The sequence below is a fragment of the Streptomyces sp. JB150 genome, assembly GCF_011193355.1.
Lineage (GTDB): Bacteria > Actinomycetota > Actinomycetes > Streptomycetales > Streptomycetaceae > Streptomyces.
Genome location: NZ_CP049780.1, coordinates 763,727 through 778,993 on the forward strand (window position 1 = coordinate 763,727; position 15,267 = coordinate 778,993).

14 protein-coding genes are annotated in these 15,267 nt (G+C 74.1%); 9 read left to right on the forward strand and 5 right to left on the reverse strand.

Going from position 1 to position 15,267, the window contains the following annotated elements; genetic code table 11:
• Window positions 1-135 precede the first annotated feature (135 nt).
• The 4 genes from G7Z13_RS03555 (at window position 136) to G7Z13_RS03570 (ending at window position 4,068) form a co-directional block, all read left to right on the forward strand.
• A complete protein-coding gene (locus G7Z13_RS03555; RefSeq protein ID WP_165995933.1) occupies window positions 136-1,224 on the forward strand; it encodes an exo-alpha-sialidase in 1,089 nt (362 codons plus the stop codon).
• Between the two features lie 103 nt (window positions 1,225-1,327).
• On the forward strand, window positions 1,328-2,005 hold the full coding sequence (locus G7Z13_RS03560) for a uracil-DNA glycosylase (protein WP_165995935.1): 678 nt from the start codon (window positions 1,328-1,330) through the stop codon (window positions 2,003-2,005).
• Window positions 2,002-2,973 carry a BadF/BadG/BcrA/BcrD ATPase family protein gene (locus G7Z13_RS03565; protein WP_165995937.1) on the forward strand — a complete coding sequence of 324 codons (972 nt, stop codon included), beginning with the start codon at window positions 2,002-2,004 and terminating at the stop codon, window positions 2,971-2,973. The genes G7Z13_RS03560 and G7Z13_RS03565 overlap by 4 nt, the downstream gene beginning before the upstream one ends.
• Window positions 2,974-3,144: 171 nt before the next feature.
• Window positions 3,145-4,068 carry a hypothetical protein gene (locus tag G7Z13_RS03570; protein WP_206312995.1) on the forward strand — a complete coding sequence of 308 codons (924 nt, stop codon included), beginning with the start codon at window positions 3,145-3,147 and terminating at the stop codon, window positions 4,066-4,068.
• Window positions 4,069-4,147: 79 nt separating this feature from the next.
• Here G7Z13_RS03570 and G7Z13_RS03575 read toward each other — a convergent pair whose 3' ends face one another.
• Window positions 4,148-5,176, reverse strand: coding sequence for a lactonase family protein (locus tag G7Z13_RS03575; protein ID WP_165995939.1), 1,029 nt, complete (start codon window positions 5,174-5,176; stop codon window positions 4,148-4,150).
• A gap of 157 nt (window positions 5,177-5,333) precedes the next feature.
• Window positions 5,334-6,833, reverse strand: coding sequence for an FUSC family protein (locus G7Z13_RS03580; RefSeq protein WP_165995941.1), 1,500 nt, complete (start codon window positions 6,831-6,833; stop codon window positions 5,334-5,336).
• Between the two features lie 256 nt (window positions 6,834-7,089).
• Here G7Z13_RS03580 and G7Z13_RS03585 point away from each other — a divergent pair, with 256 nt between their 5' ends.
• The 3 genes from G7Z13_RS03585 (at window position 7,090) to G7Z13_RS03595 (ending at window position 11,346) form a co-directional block, all read left to right on the forward strand.
• Complete coding sequence (locus G7Z13_RS03585; RefSeq protein WP_165995943.1) at window positions 7,090-7,566, forward strand: Lrp/AsnC family transcriptional regulator; 477 nt, start codon at window positions 7,090-7,092, stop codon at window positions 7,564-7,566.
• An 80-nt stretch (window positions 7,567-7,646) separates the two neighbouring features.
• The gene (locus G7Z13_RS03590) at window positions 7,647-8,342 is read left to right on the forward strand and encodes an HAD family phosphatase (RefSeq protein WP_165995945.1); all 696 of its coding nucleotides are present in this window, start codon (window positions 7,647-7,649) and stop codon (window positions 8,340-8,342) included.
• Window positions 8,343-8,493: 151 nt separating this feature from the next.
• The gene (locus G7Z13_RS03595; protein WP_165995947.1) at window positions 8,494-11,346 is read left to right on the forward strand and encodes a beta-L-arabinofuranosidase domain-containing protein; all 2,853 of its coding nucleotides are present in this window, start codon (window positions 8,494-8,496) and stop codon (window positions 11,344-11,346) included.
• 64 nt (window positions 11,347-11,410) lie between these two features.
• On the opposite strand, the gene G7Z13_RS03600 is transcribed toward G7Z13_RS03595, so the two are convergent.
• A complete protein-coding gene (locus tag G7Z13_RS03600; protein WP_165995949.1) occupies window positions 11,411-12,202 on the reverse strand; it encodes a LysR family substrate-binding domain-containing protein in 792 nt (263 codons plus the stop codon).
• Between the two features lie 58 nt (window positions 12,203-12,260).
• Between G7Z13_RS03600 and G7Z13_RS03605 the strand changes: the two genes are divergently transcribed.
• Complete coding sequence (locus G7Z13_RS03605; RefSeq protein ID WP_165995951.1) at window positions 12,261-12,662, forward strand: DUF5997 family protein; 402 nt, start codon at window positions 12,261-12,263, stop codon at window positions 12,660-12,662.
• 51 nt (window positions 12,663-12,713) lie between these two features.
• Here the strand turns inward: G7Z13_RS03605 and G7Z13_RS03610 are convergent, their stop codons facing one another.
• A complete protein-coding gene (locus tag G7Z13_RS03610; protein ID WP_240926103.1) occupies window positions 12,714-13,076 on the reverse strand; it encodes a hypothetical protein in 363 nt (120 codons plus the stop codon).
• 446 nt (window positions 13,077-13,522) lie between these two features.
• Here G7Z13_RS03610 and G7Z13_RS03615 point away from each other — a divergent pair, with 446 nt between their 5' ends.
• Window positions 13,523-14,029 carry a MarR family transcriptional regulator gene (locus tag G7Z13_RS03615; RefSeq protein WP_165995953.1) on the forward strand — a complete coding sequence of 169 codons (507 nt, stop codon included), beginning with the start codon at window positions 13,523-13,525 and terminating at the stop codon, window positions 14,027-14,029.
• On the opposite strand, the gene G7Z13_RS03620 is transcribed toward G7Z13_RS03615, so the two are convergent.
• A complete protein-coding gene (locus G7Z13_RS03620; RefSeq protein WP_165995955.1) occupies window positions 14,017-15,234 on the reverse strand; it encodes a PP2C family protein-serine/threonine phosphatase in 1,218 nt (405 codons plus the stop codon). The genes G7Z13_RS03615 and G7Z13_RS03620 overlap by 13 nt on opposite strands.
• Window positions 15,235-15,267: the final 33 nt, after the last annotated feature.

Consider the following 15,267-nt stretch of genomic DNA (forward strand, 5'->3'; position numbering starts at 1 on the left):
CCCAGCCCAATAGTGCCCGACCCGGTCCGGAGACACCGCCGTGACCTGCGGCGACGGCGTTCCGAGGGGTGACTGTCAGTGGTGGGGTGCAGACTGGCCGGTGTCTGGGACAAAGACGTCGCGGAGGTGATCGGCATGACCGAGGTACTGCTGGCCGTGGGCACGCGCAAGGGCCTGTTCATCGGGCGCCGGCGGGGTGGTGGCGCGTGGGAGTTCGACGAGAGCCCCTACTTCAACGCGCAGGCCGTGTACTCGGTCGCCATCGACACCCGCGGCTCCGCCCCGCGCCTGCTGGCCGGCGGGGACAGCGCGCACTGGGGTCCGTCCGTCTTCCACTCCGACGACCTCGGCCGCACCTGGACCGAGCCCGCCCGGCCGGCCGTGAAGTTCCCGCAGGACACAAAGGCTTCGCTGGAGCGGGTGTGGCAGCTGCACCCGGCGGCGGCGGAGCCGGACGTGGTGTACGCGGGCACGGAACCGGCCGCGCTGTACCGCTCGGAGGACCGCGGCGAGAGCTTCGCCCTCGTCCGTCCCCTGTGGGAGCACCCGACGCGCTCGCGGTGGATGCCGGGCGGCGGCGGGGAGGGCCTGCACACCGTCCTCACCGACCACCGCGACCCGCGGTCGGTGACGGTGGCCGTGTCGGCGGCCGGCGTGTTCCGCACCGGCGACGGCGGCGCGAGCTGGGCCCCGTCCAACTCCGGTGTCTCCGCGGTGTTCCTGCCCGATCCGGACCCGGAGTTCGGCCAGTGCGTGCACAAGATCGCGCGGGACGCGGTCACCCCGGACCGGCTGTATCTCCAGAACCACTGGGGGGTGTACAGAAGCGACGACGCGGGCGCGCACTGGACCGACATCGGCGAGGGTCTGCCGTCCACGTTCGGCTTCGCCGTCGCGACCCATCCGCGCCGCGGGGACACGGCGTACGTCTTCCCGATCGCCGCGGACTCCGACCGCGTGCCCGCCGGCCGCCGCTGCCGGGTGTTCCGCACGGCCGACGCGGGCAAGACCTGGGAGCCGCTGACGGCGGGTCTGCCGCAGGGTGACCACTACGGCACGGTGCTGCGCGACGCGATGTGCACGGACGACGCCGACCCGGCGGGCGTCTACTTCGGCAACCGCAACGGCGAGGTGTACGCGTCGGCCGACGACGGCGACAGCTGGCGGCAGTTGGCCGCGCACCTGCCGGACGTGCTGTGCGTGCGGGCCGCGGTGGTCGGATGAGGCGGGGCGGACCGTCCCGGGGGTGCCGCGGGCTGCGGTCCATGGCGCCGGGCGTCGGCCACCGGTTGATCGCCGTGTGGCGTACGGCAGTAGGGTGACGCCCGTGGCACCACGACCGTTGCATGAAATCGTCGAACCGGGCTGGGCGAAGGCCCTCGAACCCGTCGCCGGGAAGATCGCCGAGATGGGTGACTTCCTGCGCGCGGAGATCGCCGCGGGACGCACCTACCTCCCGGCCGGACAGAACGTCCTGCGCGCCTTCCAGCAGCCCTTCGACGAGGTGAGGGTCCTGATCGTCGGACAGGACCCTTACCCGACCCCGGGGCACGCGGTGGGCCTGTCGTTCTCCGTCGCCCCGGACGTGCGGCCACTGCCCGGCAGTCTGATCAACATCTTCCGCGAGCTGCAGGCCGACCTGGGCCTGCCGCAGCCCTCGAACGGCGACCTGACGCCCTGGACGCGGCAGGGCGTGCTCCTGCTCAACAGGGCGCTCACCACCGCACCGCGCAAACCGGCGGCGCACCGCGGCAAGGGCTGGGAGGAGGTCACCGAGCAGGCCATCCGCGCGCTGGCCGCCCGGGGCAAGCCCCTGGTGTCCATCCTCTGGGGCCGCGACGCCCGCAACCTCCGCCCGCTCCTCGGCGACCTGCCCTCCATCGAGTCCGCCCACCCCTCCCCCATGTCGGCGGACCGCGGCTTCTTCGGCTCCCGGCCCTTCAGCCGCGCCAACGACCTGCTGATCCGTCAGGGCGGCCAACCGGTGGACTGGCGCCTGCCGTGACCTCCACCGGGTTCCTCGCCGTGGACTCGGGCGGCTCCGGCCTGCGGGTGGTCGTGGGCACGGTGGACGGCGGCCCGCTCGGGCAGCGGGAGTCCCGGGTGCCGGTGCGGACGGGACCGGGCGGGATCGACGCCGGACACCTGATGGAGCAACTGGTGCCGATGGTGCGGGACCTGGCCTCCGGGACGGGAGTGGCGGAGCCGGATTGTGCCGTGGTCGGCGCCGCCGGGTTCGGCACGCTCGGTGACGCGCTGCGCGCCGAACTGCCGGGCGCCCTGCGGCGGGAGTTCGGCATCCGGCGGGTCGCGCTCGCCGCGGACGCCGTCACGGCGTACGTCGGCGCGCTCGGTGTCCGGCCCGGCGCCGTGATCGCCGCGGGCACCGGTCTGATCGCAATCGGCACGGACCTGACCGGCTGGCGGCGGGCGGACGGCTGGGGCCATCTGCTCGGCGACTGCGGCGGCGGAGCGTGGATCGGGCGCGCCGGTCTGGAGGCCGCGCTGCGGGCGTACGACGGACGGGCGGGCGGCTCCACCCGGCTGCTGGCCAGCGCCGAGGAGCAGTTCGGCCCGCTGCCGGACCTCCCCGGCGCGCTGTACCCCCGTAGCGACCGCCCGGCCGTCCTCGCCTCGTTCGCGCCGCGGGTGGCGGCCTGCGCCGCCGACGACCCGGTCGCCGCGGACATCCTCCGCGCGGCGGCCCGGCACATGGCCGACGCGGCGGCCGCCGTCTGCCCCGCCGAGGGCACGCCGGAAGTGAGCCTGACCGGGGGCCTGTTCAGGATGGGCGAGCCGCTGCTCGCGCCCGTGCGGGAGGAACTGGCGGAGCGCCTGCCGCACGCCCGGTGCGTGCCCGCGGCGGGCGATCCGCTGCACGGCGCGGTGCGGATCGCCACCGCTCTCGCGACCGGCACCCTCACCCTTCCGGGGGACGCGAGACTGTTCTGCGCGGCCCCTGCGGAGGAATGATCCGGCCGCCGCATTCCGGCCACTCCGGGCGGCGTCGCACGTCCCGCCCGGACGAAAACCCGCTGATCAGTTCCGATGCCGCCGTAACTCATCAGACAAAACCGGACGGATACCGCTCACCTGCACCCTCCCCGAACAGGGGAGCCACGGAAGCCACTAACATGCGGCACCATGAGCTCCTCCACTGGGCCCGCGTCCGGCCTGCCAGTACGAATGCCGCGCCCCCGCCAGCCCGGGCGGCACCGCCGACCCGAGCCCCTGGCGGCTCCCGAGGGCGCGCCCGCGCTCGTCCTCGCGGTGCCCGGCGCGCCCAGCGCCGCCACGCGCGGTCTCGCCGAGGAGATCGTGAGCATCGCCCGCTCCGAGCTGCCCGGCCTCGACGCCCGAATCGGGTACGTCGACGGGGACGACACCGAGTTCCCCACGCTCCAGGCCGTGCTCGCGCACGCCGCCGACGAGCGCACCGCCCGTTACGAGCAGGCCCTGGCCGCGGGCACGGACGCCAAGGAGCCCGAGGGCCCCGTCGCCGTCGTCGTTCCCCTGCTGGCCGGCCCGGACGCCGCGCTGCTGCGCCAGGTCCGCCAGGCCGTCATGGACAGCCGGGTCGCGGCCGAGCTGACCGATGTGCTGGGCCCGCACCCGCTGCTCGCCGAGGCGCTGCACGTGCGGCTCTCGGAGGCCGGTCTGGCCCGCGCCGACCGGGCCCGGCTGTTCACCGTGGCGACCGCCGCGGACGGCATCATCCTGGCGGCCGTCGGCGGCGAGGAGGCCGTGCAGGCGGCCGGGATCACCGGCATGCTGCTCGCCGCGCGCCTGGCCGTGCCGGTGATGGCCGCGGCGCTCGACCAGGAGGGCTCGATCGCCTCCGTCGCCGAGCAGCTGCGCTCCTCCGGCTCCCAGCAGCTGGCGCTCGCGCCGTACCTGATCGGCCCGGAGATCGACACCTCGCTGGTCGAGGCGGCCGCCGCCGAGGCCGACTGCCCCGCCTCCGAGGCGCTGGGCCCGTACCCGGCGATCGGCAAGCTCGCCCTGGCCAAGTACACGACGGCCCTGGGCATCGCCCCGCAGCAGCCCCAGGGCGCGCCGGTCCGCTGACCCGGCACCGCCGTACGACGAACGACACGTGAAGGGCCCGCTCCGCACGCCGGAGCGGGCCCTTCCCGCATGCCCCGGCTCAGCCGAGGACCACGCACGACGCCGCCGTCACCCGCACCGCTCCCGCGCGCCGCGGCCACCCCGTCGCCGGGTCGACGGCGAACCAGGTCACATCGCCGGAGCGCTCGTTCGCGACGTACAGGAGCCCTTCCGACGCGGTGAGCGCGCGGGGCCAGTGGCCGCCGCAGGGCACGGTACCGGTCAGCCGCAGGGTGTCCTTCTCGACGGCGAACACGGACAGCACGTCCTCGCCGCGGGTGGCGGTCCACACGAAGCGGCCGTCGGGCGAGACGGCGATGCCCGACGGGTAGGCGTCACCGGCGGGGGCGCCGGGCAGCACCGGTGTCTCGGCGAGCGGGCGCAGGACCCCGTCCCCGGCGTCCCAGTGGCAGACGGTGACGGTGGGGCTCAGTTCGTTGACGACGTAGGCGTGCGTGCCGCCGGGGTGGAAGGCCAGGTGGCGCGGTCCGGAGCCGGGCCGCAGGGCGGTCTCCCGATGCGGTGCCAGAGCGCCCTCGGCGAGGGTGGAGACGCGGACGGAGTCGGTGCCGAGGTCCACGCCGAGGATCCATCGTCCGCTCGGGTCCGGCAGTACCTGGTGGGCGTGCGGGCCCCGCTGGCGGGGGGTGCGGGGCCCCGACCCGGTGTGCCGGAGCGTCGCGGACGCGGCGGCGGCGAGGGTGCCGTCGGCGCGCAGCGGCACGACGGTGACGCTGCCGGTGCCGTAGTCGGCGGTGAGGACGTGCCCGGCGTGCACGCTGAGGTGGGTGGGTCCGCCGCCGACGCGCACCGGCGCCCCGGCGGGTTCGGGGAGCGCGCCGTCCACGCGGTAGGCGCCCACCGCGCCGTCGGCCGTCTCGCTGACCGCGTAGAGCGTGCGCCCGTCGGGTGCCAGGGCGAGGCAGGAGGGGTCGGGGAGGTCGTCGACGGCGTTGAGCAGCGTGAGCGCGCCGCTGTCCGGGTCGACGGCGGCCGTCACCACTCCGGGGCCGCCGGCCGCCGTGAACGATCCGATGTACGCCCGCCGCCACTGTCCGCCGTCCGTCACCGCTGTCCCCTCTCGGTCCTGGGCCTGTGCGGTGACGGTAGCAGCGGACCAGGGAAGGTCTAGACCAAACGGGTGCGGGTCTCGTGAAGGGCCGTCCCTGCCTCTCACCGGCCGGGGTCCGCCGCCGCCTCGGACGCCAGGGCGGCGGCGTCCGCGCCTACGCCTCGACGAGCGGGGACTTCGGCGGCGTGCGCAGGGGTGTGGCCAGTTCGGCGAGCGCGCGCTCCAGGCCGTGCAGGTGGGCGAGCGCCGGCTCGGCGGCCGGAGGCTGCGGGGCGAGGCCGGCGATCTCGCGTTCCGCGGGTCCGCCGGTCAGCGCCTCGACCGCGGCCTGCACCCGCCAGCAGGCGGTGGCCAGCCGGGCGTCGTGGGAGGCCTCCGGGTCGGCGGCGACGGCGACCAGACCGCGGACCTCGCGGGCGCAGTCGTCGAGCAGGGCGAGCACCCGGCGGGCGCGCCGCTTGCGGCCGCGCATCGGGTTGAGCGGATGGACCAGCGGGGCGACCGCGAGCCGGACCCGGGCGAGCTGCTGCTCCAGCTCGGCGACGCGCGGGGCGGGGTCGGCGGCCGGGTCGCCGGCGAGCCGGGCGGCGGCCTCGGCGGTGCAGGCGTGCACCGAGCGCAGGGCGCGCTGGATCCAGGCGTCGGTGACCCGGTGGGTGGTGACGGGCAGGACGAAGAGGACCGCCAGGACGGCACCCAGCGCGCCGATGCCCGTCTCGGCGAGACGCAGCGCGAGCAGCGCGGGTTCGAGCATGCCGAGGAGGCCGTACAGCAGCTCGGCCAGCACGGTGACGCAGAGCATCATCCAGGTGTACGAGACCGCGGCCGTGTAGAAGATGCCGAAGACGCAGACGGCGATCAGGGCGGCGGAGGGTACGGCGGCGCCCTCCAGCGGGACGGCGACCAGCAGGCCGAGGCCGATGCCGAGCACCGTGCCGAGGACGCGCCGGAAGCCGCGGACCAGGGTCTCGCCGCGCGACGTGGTGTTCACGAAGATCCACCAGGTGGCGCCGACGGCCCAGTACCACCGCTCGTCGGACACCAGCTGGCCCACGACCAGCGCGAACGCCGCGCCGACGGTCGCCTGGACCGCCTGGCGGGTGGTGATCCGGCCGAGTCCGGTGCCGTCCGGCGGGGCGACGGCGGGGACGGGGGGCATGCGCCGCTCGTAGCACCACAGGCCGAACCGCACGGCCGCCGCGGCCGGCACGGACAGCAGGACGGCGGCGTACAGCTCGGGCAGGTGGCGCGGGGTGGCCTGGAGGAACTGCGCGATGAAGTACGTCATGAAGGCGAACACGCCGAGGCTGTGTCCGCGCGGGCCCCAGCGGCGGGCGTAGACGCCCGCGCCGACCACGGCGAGGAAGAACAGGTCGCGCAGCACGCGCTGGTCGTGCACCTCGGCCGCGACGGCGAGCACCGGCAGGCCGACGACCGGCAGCAGCGCGGTGGTGACCGCCTGGCCGCGCACGGTGGCGTCGGTGACGGTGAACAGGGCGAGCAGTGCCGCGAGGCCACCGATGACGGCACCGACGAGGGAGTGGCCGGCGAGCCCGCAGACGACGACCGCGAGACCGACGCCGAGGACCGCGCGGGTCGCGAAACGCAGCCGCGTCCGCCCCGGATCCGGAGCCACGAACACCCTCTTCAGCACTGCTTACCGCCCCCTTGAGCTGATCGGCACGAAAAAGGCGCCGCGGGATCCGCAGCGCCATCGACCTCACCATGACAGCATCCCTGCCACCAGTGGCTCAAGTCGCCCCGCCTCGACTGGGCCATTGGCTCATGCGGAAGTCGGAGGATGCGGCCGGCACCGGGCCATCGGACCATGGCGAGTGGTTCAGCCGACGGAGGGCGGGCTGGGCCATTGGTACAGTCAGCCAAGATCATCGAGGAGGAGGCCGCGCACCATGGCCGTGGACGAGCTGGACACCCGCATCCTGCGGCTGCTGCTGGAGCAGCCGCGCACGAGCGTGCGGGAGTACGCCCGCATCCTCGGGGTCGCGCGCGGCACCCTCCAGGCCCGGCTGGACCGGCTGGAGCGGGAGGGCGTGATCACCGGCACGGGCCCGACCCTCTCCCCCGCCGCCCTCGGCCATCCGGTGCTCGCCTTCGTCCACATCGAGGTCACCCAGGGCCACCTCGACGACGTGGGCGACGCGCTGGCCGGCGTGCCGGAGATCGTGGAGGCGTTCTCCATCACGGGCGGCGGCGATCTGCTCACCCGCGTCGTGGCGCGCGACAACGCCCACCTGGAGGACGTCATCCAGAAGCTGATCAGCCTCCCCGGTGTCGTCCGCACCCGCACGGAGGTGGCCCTGCGCGAACGCGTGCCGCACCGGCTGCTGCCGCTGGTGGAGTCGATCGGGCGGGCGACGAGGACGTGAGCCGGGGCGCGCGTGAGCCGGGGCGCACCGCGCCGCTCCCGCCCGACGGGCCGCCGATCCCCGCTTGGCATCCTGATCCCATGAACAGTCTCGGCGGAATCTCGGTCATCTTCGATCTCGACGGAACGCTCGTGGACAGCGAGCCGAACTACTACGAGGCGGGCCGGCAAATCCTCGCCGAGCACGGCGTACCGGGCTACACCTGGCAGGACCACGAGCGGTACGTCGGCATCAGCACGCTGGACACCATCGCGGACTGGAAGCGACGGTACGGTCTGAGCGCTCCCACCGAGGAGCTGTTCACCGCCAAGAACCGCCGTTACCTGGAGCTGGCCCGCGCGGCGACGCCCGTCTACCCGGAGATGCGCACGTTCGTGGAGCTGCTCGCCTCCGAGCAGGTCCCGATGGCCGTGGCGTCCGGCTCCTCGCCCGAGGCCATCGCGGCGATCCTGGCCGCCACCGGCCTGGACGCCCTGCTGCGCACGGTCGTCTCCGCCGACGAGGTGCGGCGCGGCAAGCCCGCCCCCGACGTCTTCCTGGAGGCGGCCCGTCGTCTCGGCGCGGCCCCGGCCGGCTGCGTGGTCGTGGAGGACGCCGCCCCGGGTGCCGCGGCCGCGCACGCGGCCAGCATGCGCTGCGTCGCCGTCCCGTACGTCGCCGACCAGGCCGGCGACCCGGAGTTCGCCACGGCGGACCTGGTCTTCCGCGGCGGCCAGCGGGAGTTCACGGCGCGCGCCGCCCTCGACTGGCTCCGCGGCACCGCCCCGGCGTCCTGACCTCTCCGGCCGGACACCCACCGCCCCCCGGTCCCGGCCGAATCGGTCGGGACCCGTTGACGCACTCAGACCTCACCTCTACCTTCTGGTCGACTACTCGTACAGCATTCGACATACCGAACATGCCGAGTCGATCAGAGGAGCAGCACCCATGGCCCCGCCCCTCTCCCGCCGCGCCCTTCTCCAGTCGGCGATCCTCGCCGCGGCCACCCCCGGCCTCGCCGCCACCTCCACGCCGGCCACCGCGTCCGCCGGGGGCGCCACCACCGCCACCACCGCCACCACCACGACCCCCGCAACCACCCTCCCCGCACCGGCCGCCTGGAAGCTGCGCCCCTTCGCCCTCAAGGACGTGACCCTCGGACCGGGCCTCTTCGCCGGCAAGCGGCAGCTGATGCTCGACCACGCCCGCGGCTACGACGCGAACCGGCTGCTCCAGGTCTTCCGCGCCAACGCCGGCCTCCCGACCGGCGGCGCGGTCGCCCCCGGCGGCTGGGAGGGCCTGGACGGGGAGGCCAACGGCAACCTCCGCGGCCACTACACCGGCCACTTCCTCACCATGCTGTCCCAGGCGTTCGCGAGCACCGGCGACCAGGTGTACGCGGACCGGATCCGCACCATGGTGGGCGCCCTGGCCGAGGTCCGCGAGGCACTGCGCCGGGACCCGGTGGTGCTGCCCGCGGCGGGCCGCTTCGGCCGGGCGGTGGAGTACGTCCGCGGCTCGTACCAGTACGTCGACCTGCCCCGCAACGTCCTCGCCGGAAGCCCGGCGATCACCCTCGCCGCCTGGGTCAAGCCCACCCACGCGAGCACGTGGGCCCGCGTCCTCGACTGCGGCGACGACACCGCCCGCTACCTGTACCTGGCCGCGCGCAGCGGCGGTGGCGCCCCGCGCTTCGCCCTCACCACCGACGGACCCGGCGCCGAGCAGGGCATCGACGGCACCGCGCCGCTCCCCCTCGACCGGTGGAGCCACCTCGCGGTGACCCTCGCCGACGGCACCGGCACGCTGTACGTCAACGGCACCGCCGTGGCCCGCAACGCCGCCATGACCCTCACCCCGGCGAGCCTCGGCACCCCCGCCCACGCCTGGCTGGGCCGTTCCGCCTTCCCCGCCGACCCCGTCTTCGCGGGCGCCTTCGGCGGCTTCGACGTCTGGTCGCGCGCCCTGACCCCCGCCGAGATCGCCGGCCTGCAGGACAGCCGCCCCGCCGACGCCCCGGCCGGACGCGGCGACCTGGCCTCGTACGCCTTCGACGAGACCGACGGGTCCACCTTCGCCGACGCCTCCGGCCGCGGCCTGACCGCCACCCTGCGCCGCACCTGGGGCGGACCGAGCCATCCCGGCTTCCTCGCGGCGTACCCCGAGACCCAGTTCATCGAGCTGGAGTCGATGACCCGCGGCGACTACACCCGCGTCTGGGCGCCCTACTACACCGCGCACAAGATCCTGCGCGGCCTCTTGGACGCCCACCTCGCCACCGGCGACGAGCGGGCCCTCGACCTCGCGTCCGGCCTGTGCGACTGGATGCACTCCCGGCTCTCCCGGCTGCCCGGCGCGACCCTCCAGCGCATGTGGGGCATCTTCTCCAGCGGCGAGTTCGGCGGCATCGTCGAGGCGGTCGTCGACCTGCACGCCCTCACCGGCAAGCCCGAACACCTCGCCCTGGCAAGGCTGTTCGACCTCGACCGGCTCATCGACGCGTGTGCCGCGAACACCGACGTCCTCGACGGACTGCACGCCAACCAGCACATCCCCATCTTCACCGGATACGTCCGGCTGTACGACGCGACGGGCGAGGAGCGCTACCTCACCGCCGCGAAGAACTTCTGGCGCATGGTCGTACCGCACCGCATGTACGGCATCGGCGGCACCAGCACCGGCGAGTTCTGGAAGGCGCGGGACGCCATCGCGGGCACGCTCGGCGCCACCACGGCGGAGACCTGCTGCGCCTACAACCTGCTCAAGCTGAGCCGGACCCTGTTCTTCCACGAGCAGGACCCGGCGTACATGGACTACTACGAGCGGGCCCTGTACAACCAGGTCCTCGGCTCCAAGCAGGACAAGCCGGACGCGGAGAAGCCCCTCGTCACGTACTTCATCGGCCTCTCGCCCGGCCACGTCCGCGACTACACGCCCAAGCAGGGCACGACCTGCTGCGAGGGCACCGGCATGGAGAGCGCCACCAAGTACCAGGACTCGGTGTACTTCGCCCAGGCCGACGGCACCGCCCTCTACGTCAACCTCTTCAGCCCTTCCACCCTCACCTGGGCCGAACAGGGCGTCACCGTCACGCAGAACACCGACTACCCGCGCGAACAGGGCACCACGCTCACCGTGCGCGGCCGCACCACCGCGTTCGCGCTGAGGCTGCGCGTGCCGTCCTGGGCGACCGCCGGGTTCCGGGTGACCGTGAACGGCCGCGCCGTCGACGGAACTCCGCGCCCCGGCAGCTATTTCACCGTGCGCCGCACCTGGCGCAGCGGCGACACCGTGCGGGTGAGCGTCCCCTTCCGGCTGCGGGTCGAGAAGGCCCCGGACGACCCGACGCTCCAGACCCTCTTCCACGGCCCCGTCAACCTGGTCGCCCGCAGCGCCTCGACGGACTACCTGACGTTCGGGCTGTACCGCAACGCCGCCCTCTCCGGCGACCTGCTGCCCACCTTCACCGCCGTGACCGGCAAGCCCCTCCACCTCACGCTGGACGGCACGGAGTTCGCCCCGTTCTTCGAGGGCACCGAGGACCCCACCCACGCGTACATCCGCCGCTCCGAACCCCGCGTGGTCTTCGGGGGCACCGACTCGGGCGTGGCCAACCCGGCGAAGGCGGACCGCACGACACTGCTCGACGAGATCTGGGCGGGCGCGCCGTTCGCGAACAAGGGCGCGCTGGTGTCCCGGGTGCGGGCCACCGTGGACGCGTGGACGGCGGCGGGGCTGCTGAGCGCGGCGGACGGCGAGCGGATCGTGGCCACGGCGGGGAGGGCGACGTACGTCGCGTAGGGCCGCCGGACCCGCCTGACGGGCACTAGGAAGGCGGTGACCGGCGGGCGGGCCGTGCCGGTGGTCAGGACCTGCGGCGCGGCTTGCCCCGCTTGGCGCTCTTGGCGGCACCGGCGGAGCGGGCGCGCGAGTTCTTGCCCGCCGTACGGGCGCCGGCCGCGGGCTTCCGCGCCCTTCCGCCCGTCCCGGCCTTCTCCGGCTTACCCGCCTTCTCGGTCTTCCCTGTCTTCTCCGGCTGCGGGCGGGTGCGGCCGCGGGTGCTGTTGACCGTGCGGCCGCGGACGATGCCGATGAAGTCCTCGACCAGGTCGGTCGTGGCCTCCTCCGGCCAGGACAGGGCGACGCTGGACTGGGGGGCGTCCGCGACCGGCCGGTAAGTGAGATCGCGGCGGTGGTGCAGGCGGGCCAGGGACTGCGGCACGACCAGGACGCCGATGTTCGCCGCCACCAGCTCGATCGCGTCCGCCGTGGTGGCGGGGCGCTCGAAGGCGGGCTCGCCCGGCGGACGGTCCCAGCCGAGGACGTCGTCGAGGGGGTGCAGGACCACCTCGTCGGCGAGGTCGTCGAGGGTGACCTCGTCCGCCGCGGTGATCACGTGGTCCTTGGGGACCACGACGACGGTGGTCTCGGTGTAGAGGGGGATCGCGCTGAGGACCGTACGGTCGACGGGAAGGCGGACCAGGCCCGCGTCCGCGCGACCGTCCCGCAGGACGTCGCCGGCCTCGGCGGGCTCCACCTGAAGAAGCGTGAGGGGGACGTCGGGCGAGCGCTGCTCCCAGACCCGCACCCACTTGGCGGGCGTCACTCCGGGGACGTACGCGAGCCGGAACGAGGGGGAATCCGCCGAGTCGGTCATTCCGCCAGGTTACCGGCTGTGGTCAGAGGCCCCGTCGGCGGCCGATAGTCTGGACTGCATGACGTCGCACCAGAGCACCCAGACGATGAAGCCCGCGACCGCGGCGAAGAAGCTGGGTGTGTACCTCCCCGCCACCCCCGCCGAGTTCCAGGAGGGTGTCGTCTCGCGCGCCGAGCTGAACGAGCTCCAGGCGAACCCGCCGGAGTGGCTGCGGGAACTGCGACGCAACGGTCCGCACCCCCGTCCGGTGGTCGCGGCGAAGCTGGGCGTCTCCATCGCCGGTCTCGCCCGCGCCGGGGTCACGGAAGCGCTGACCACCGAGCAGATCGAGGCGCTGAAGCAGGAGCGGCCCGAGTGGCTGGAGAAGGAGCGCGCCACGCAGGCCGAGGTCCGCAAGGAGGCGGCCCGGCTGAAGCAGCGCGCCGCCGAACGCGCGCAGCAGGGCGACGCGGGCGCCTGACGTCGCCCACCAGGCCGTGCCGGCGCCCCGGAGTCAGGCCGCCCGTCGCTGCTAGGGGCACCCGGTGCAGGGTGCGGAGGGCCGCGCCGCCGCGAGGGTGAGCACACCGTCCACCGTACGAGCCGGCCGCGCGCGCCCCTCGAGTTCGTCGAGCCGCTTCAGCAGGTCGTAGCCCTCGCACAGCACGGTCTCATGGCCGCCGTAGGACTCCAGGTTGATCACCGCGGCCTCCACATGCCGGAATTCGGACAAGAGCACCGGCACGATGGGAACGCCCCAGGCGAGCGCGGCACCGGCCCGGGGGTAGAGCGAGGGCAGCAGCTCGGCGCCGCTCGCGTTGCGGATCGTTTCGGCGTCACCGGCGCTGTGCGTCGTGAGGCATAAGCGGGCGTGCTCGATCACCCGGGCGAGCACCCGGAAGTCCTCAAGGGGCAGCTCGACCGCCAGAAGCTCACCGGGCGACGGGACGTCGGCAAAGTGCCCGCCTCCGGACGCTTCCTGCCCCTCTTGACGACGTCTGCGTCTCCACGGCGCCACACCGCTCCCCCCTGAGCACCCGGCCGGATCACCCGACGCACCGGCCGGACCACCCGGCCCCGACGGCCTTCGTGTGATGTCTCCTGCGCCGAGCGTAGCCGGTACACGACAACTATTGCCACCGGACAACTGTCACCCCGGTCGCGCCGGCCGCAGCCCGCCCCGCCGGACGCACGGCACAACCCTCAGGAAAGCGGCGTTCCCACTCGCGCGTGGCCCTACGATGGCCCGGCTGGCGGTGCTTGCTCGGCGGCTCCTCGGGTACCGCGTTGGAATGTGGGTGTTGTCCTGATGGGCAGGCGTATACGGAAAGTGATGCGTTCGTGACTGGTCTCGACGGTTCCGGGGACGACCCGGCAGGCGGGCCGGGCGACGATGCCATGGCCCTCGCCCTGCAGATCGCCGATGCCGTGGACGGTCTCACGACCCTGTGGTCGATTGCCGCGCAGGAAGCGCGGATGCGACTGTCGCCGCACCAGTTACGGGCCCTGCAGATCCTGAGAGCCGCGCCGGGGCTCAACCTGACCACTCTGGCGGAGAGCATGGACATAGGGATGCCCACCGCCAGCCGCCTGTGCGACCGGCTGGAGGCGGCCGGTCTGCTGGAACGCGTACTGCACCCGTTGAAGCGCCGGGAGGTACAGCTGAACCTCACGGGCCACGGTCAGCAGGTCCTCGACGAGGTGGCCTCCCGCAGGACACGGGCCCTCGCCGAGGCCCTCGCCGGCATGGAGACGGACGAGCGGGAAGCACTGGCCCGCGGTATGCGCGGGTTCCTGCAGGCGCAGGACGGCCTTCTGCCGGGCGCCGACCGGCCCTACGCCCCGTGATCCGGCCGGTCCGCCCCACCGGCCGGCCGGCCGGTCCAGTCCAGGCACACCACGGCGGCGTCGGACATCAGTTCGCTGCTGCCGAAGTGCTCGATCATCCCGGCGACCACCGCACGCGCCGTCTCGTGCGGGGGTGAGGGGCGAGTGGCGCTGAGCACCTGGCGCAGCGCCTGTTCACCGAACGCGTCCCCGGCAGCGGAGCGGGTGTCGTGCACGCCGGTGCTCACCACGATCAGCCGGTCGCCGGGCTCGACCTGGAAGGTCTGCTCCTCGTACAGCGTCTCCTCGAACATGCCGAGCGGGAGCTGCGCCTCCAACGCGATGCGCTCCGTGTGACCATCCCGCTGACGGAACAGTTGCGGCGACCCGGCGTCGACCGCGGCCACCCTGCCGGTGGCCAGGTCGAATCTCAGCAGCAGTGTGGAGGCGTACGCCTTGCCGCCGTACTGGGCGAAGACCGCCTGGTCGGCGAGCGAGGCCTGGTCGGCCAGGCCTATGCCTGCCCGGCGGGCGTTGCGCAGGGCACCGACGGTGAGGCTGGTCAGCAGCGAGGCCTCGATGCCCTGGCCCATGCCGTCGGTGACCGTGAGGACGAGGTGGTCGGCGCTCGTGGACCAGTCGAAGTTGTCGCCGCCGATGGCGTAGGCCGGTTCCAGGTGGGCACCGATCGTGTATTCCGCGCGGGCGCAGCCGCGTCCCGGCAGCAGCTGCCACTGCATCTCGGCGGCGAGGGTGAGGCGCCGGGTGCGCCGGGCCTGGAGGTAGAGGTCGGTGTCCCGGCCCGCGGTGGCGACCTCGTGGCCGAGTGCGGTGGCGAACTCCGACAGCTGGAGCACGGTGTCCGGATCCGCCGCCCCTGCGGGCAGCCGCACGCTGAGGATGCCGAGGCGGTCGCCGCGCACCGTGATGGGCAGGTGCACCAGGTGGCCGGCGCGCTCGCGCAGCACCTCGACCACCGGGCTCTGGGCGACGAAGGCGCTGCCCGCCGGGCCGTCCTGAGCGGGCACCGGGGAGCCGGTGTGCGGCAGATGGGAGACCGGTTGCAGCACCGACAGGCCGTAGTCGGCCAGCAGCAGCTTCACCTCTTGGGCGCCGGCCCGGTCGGCGAGCAGGCGGCGCGCGGTGGCGACCAGAGCGTGGGGTGGGGCTGCGCGCAGCTGCGCCTCCGCCGAGGGAAGCGGATCAGAGATATTCACGGCATCCACTCTCTCGCGGGGTGAGCTCCACGCTACCGCGCC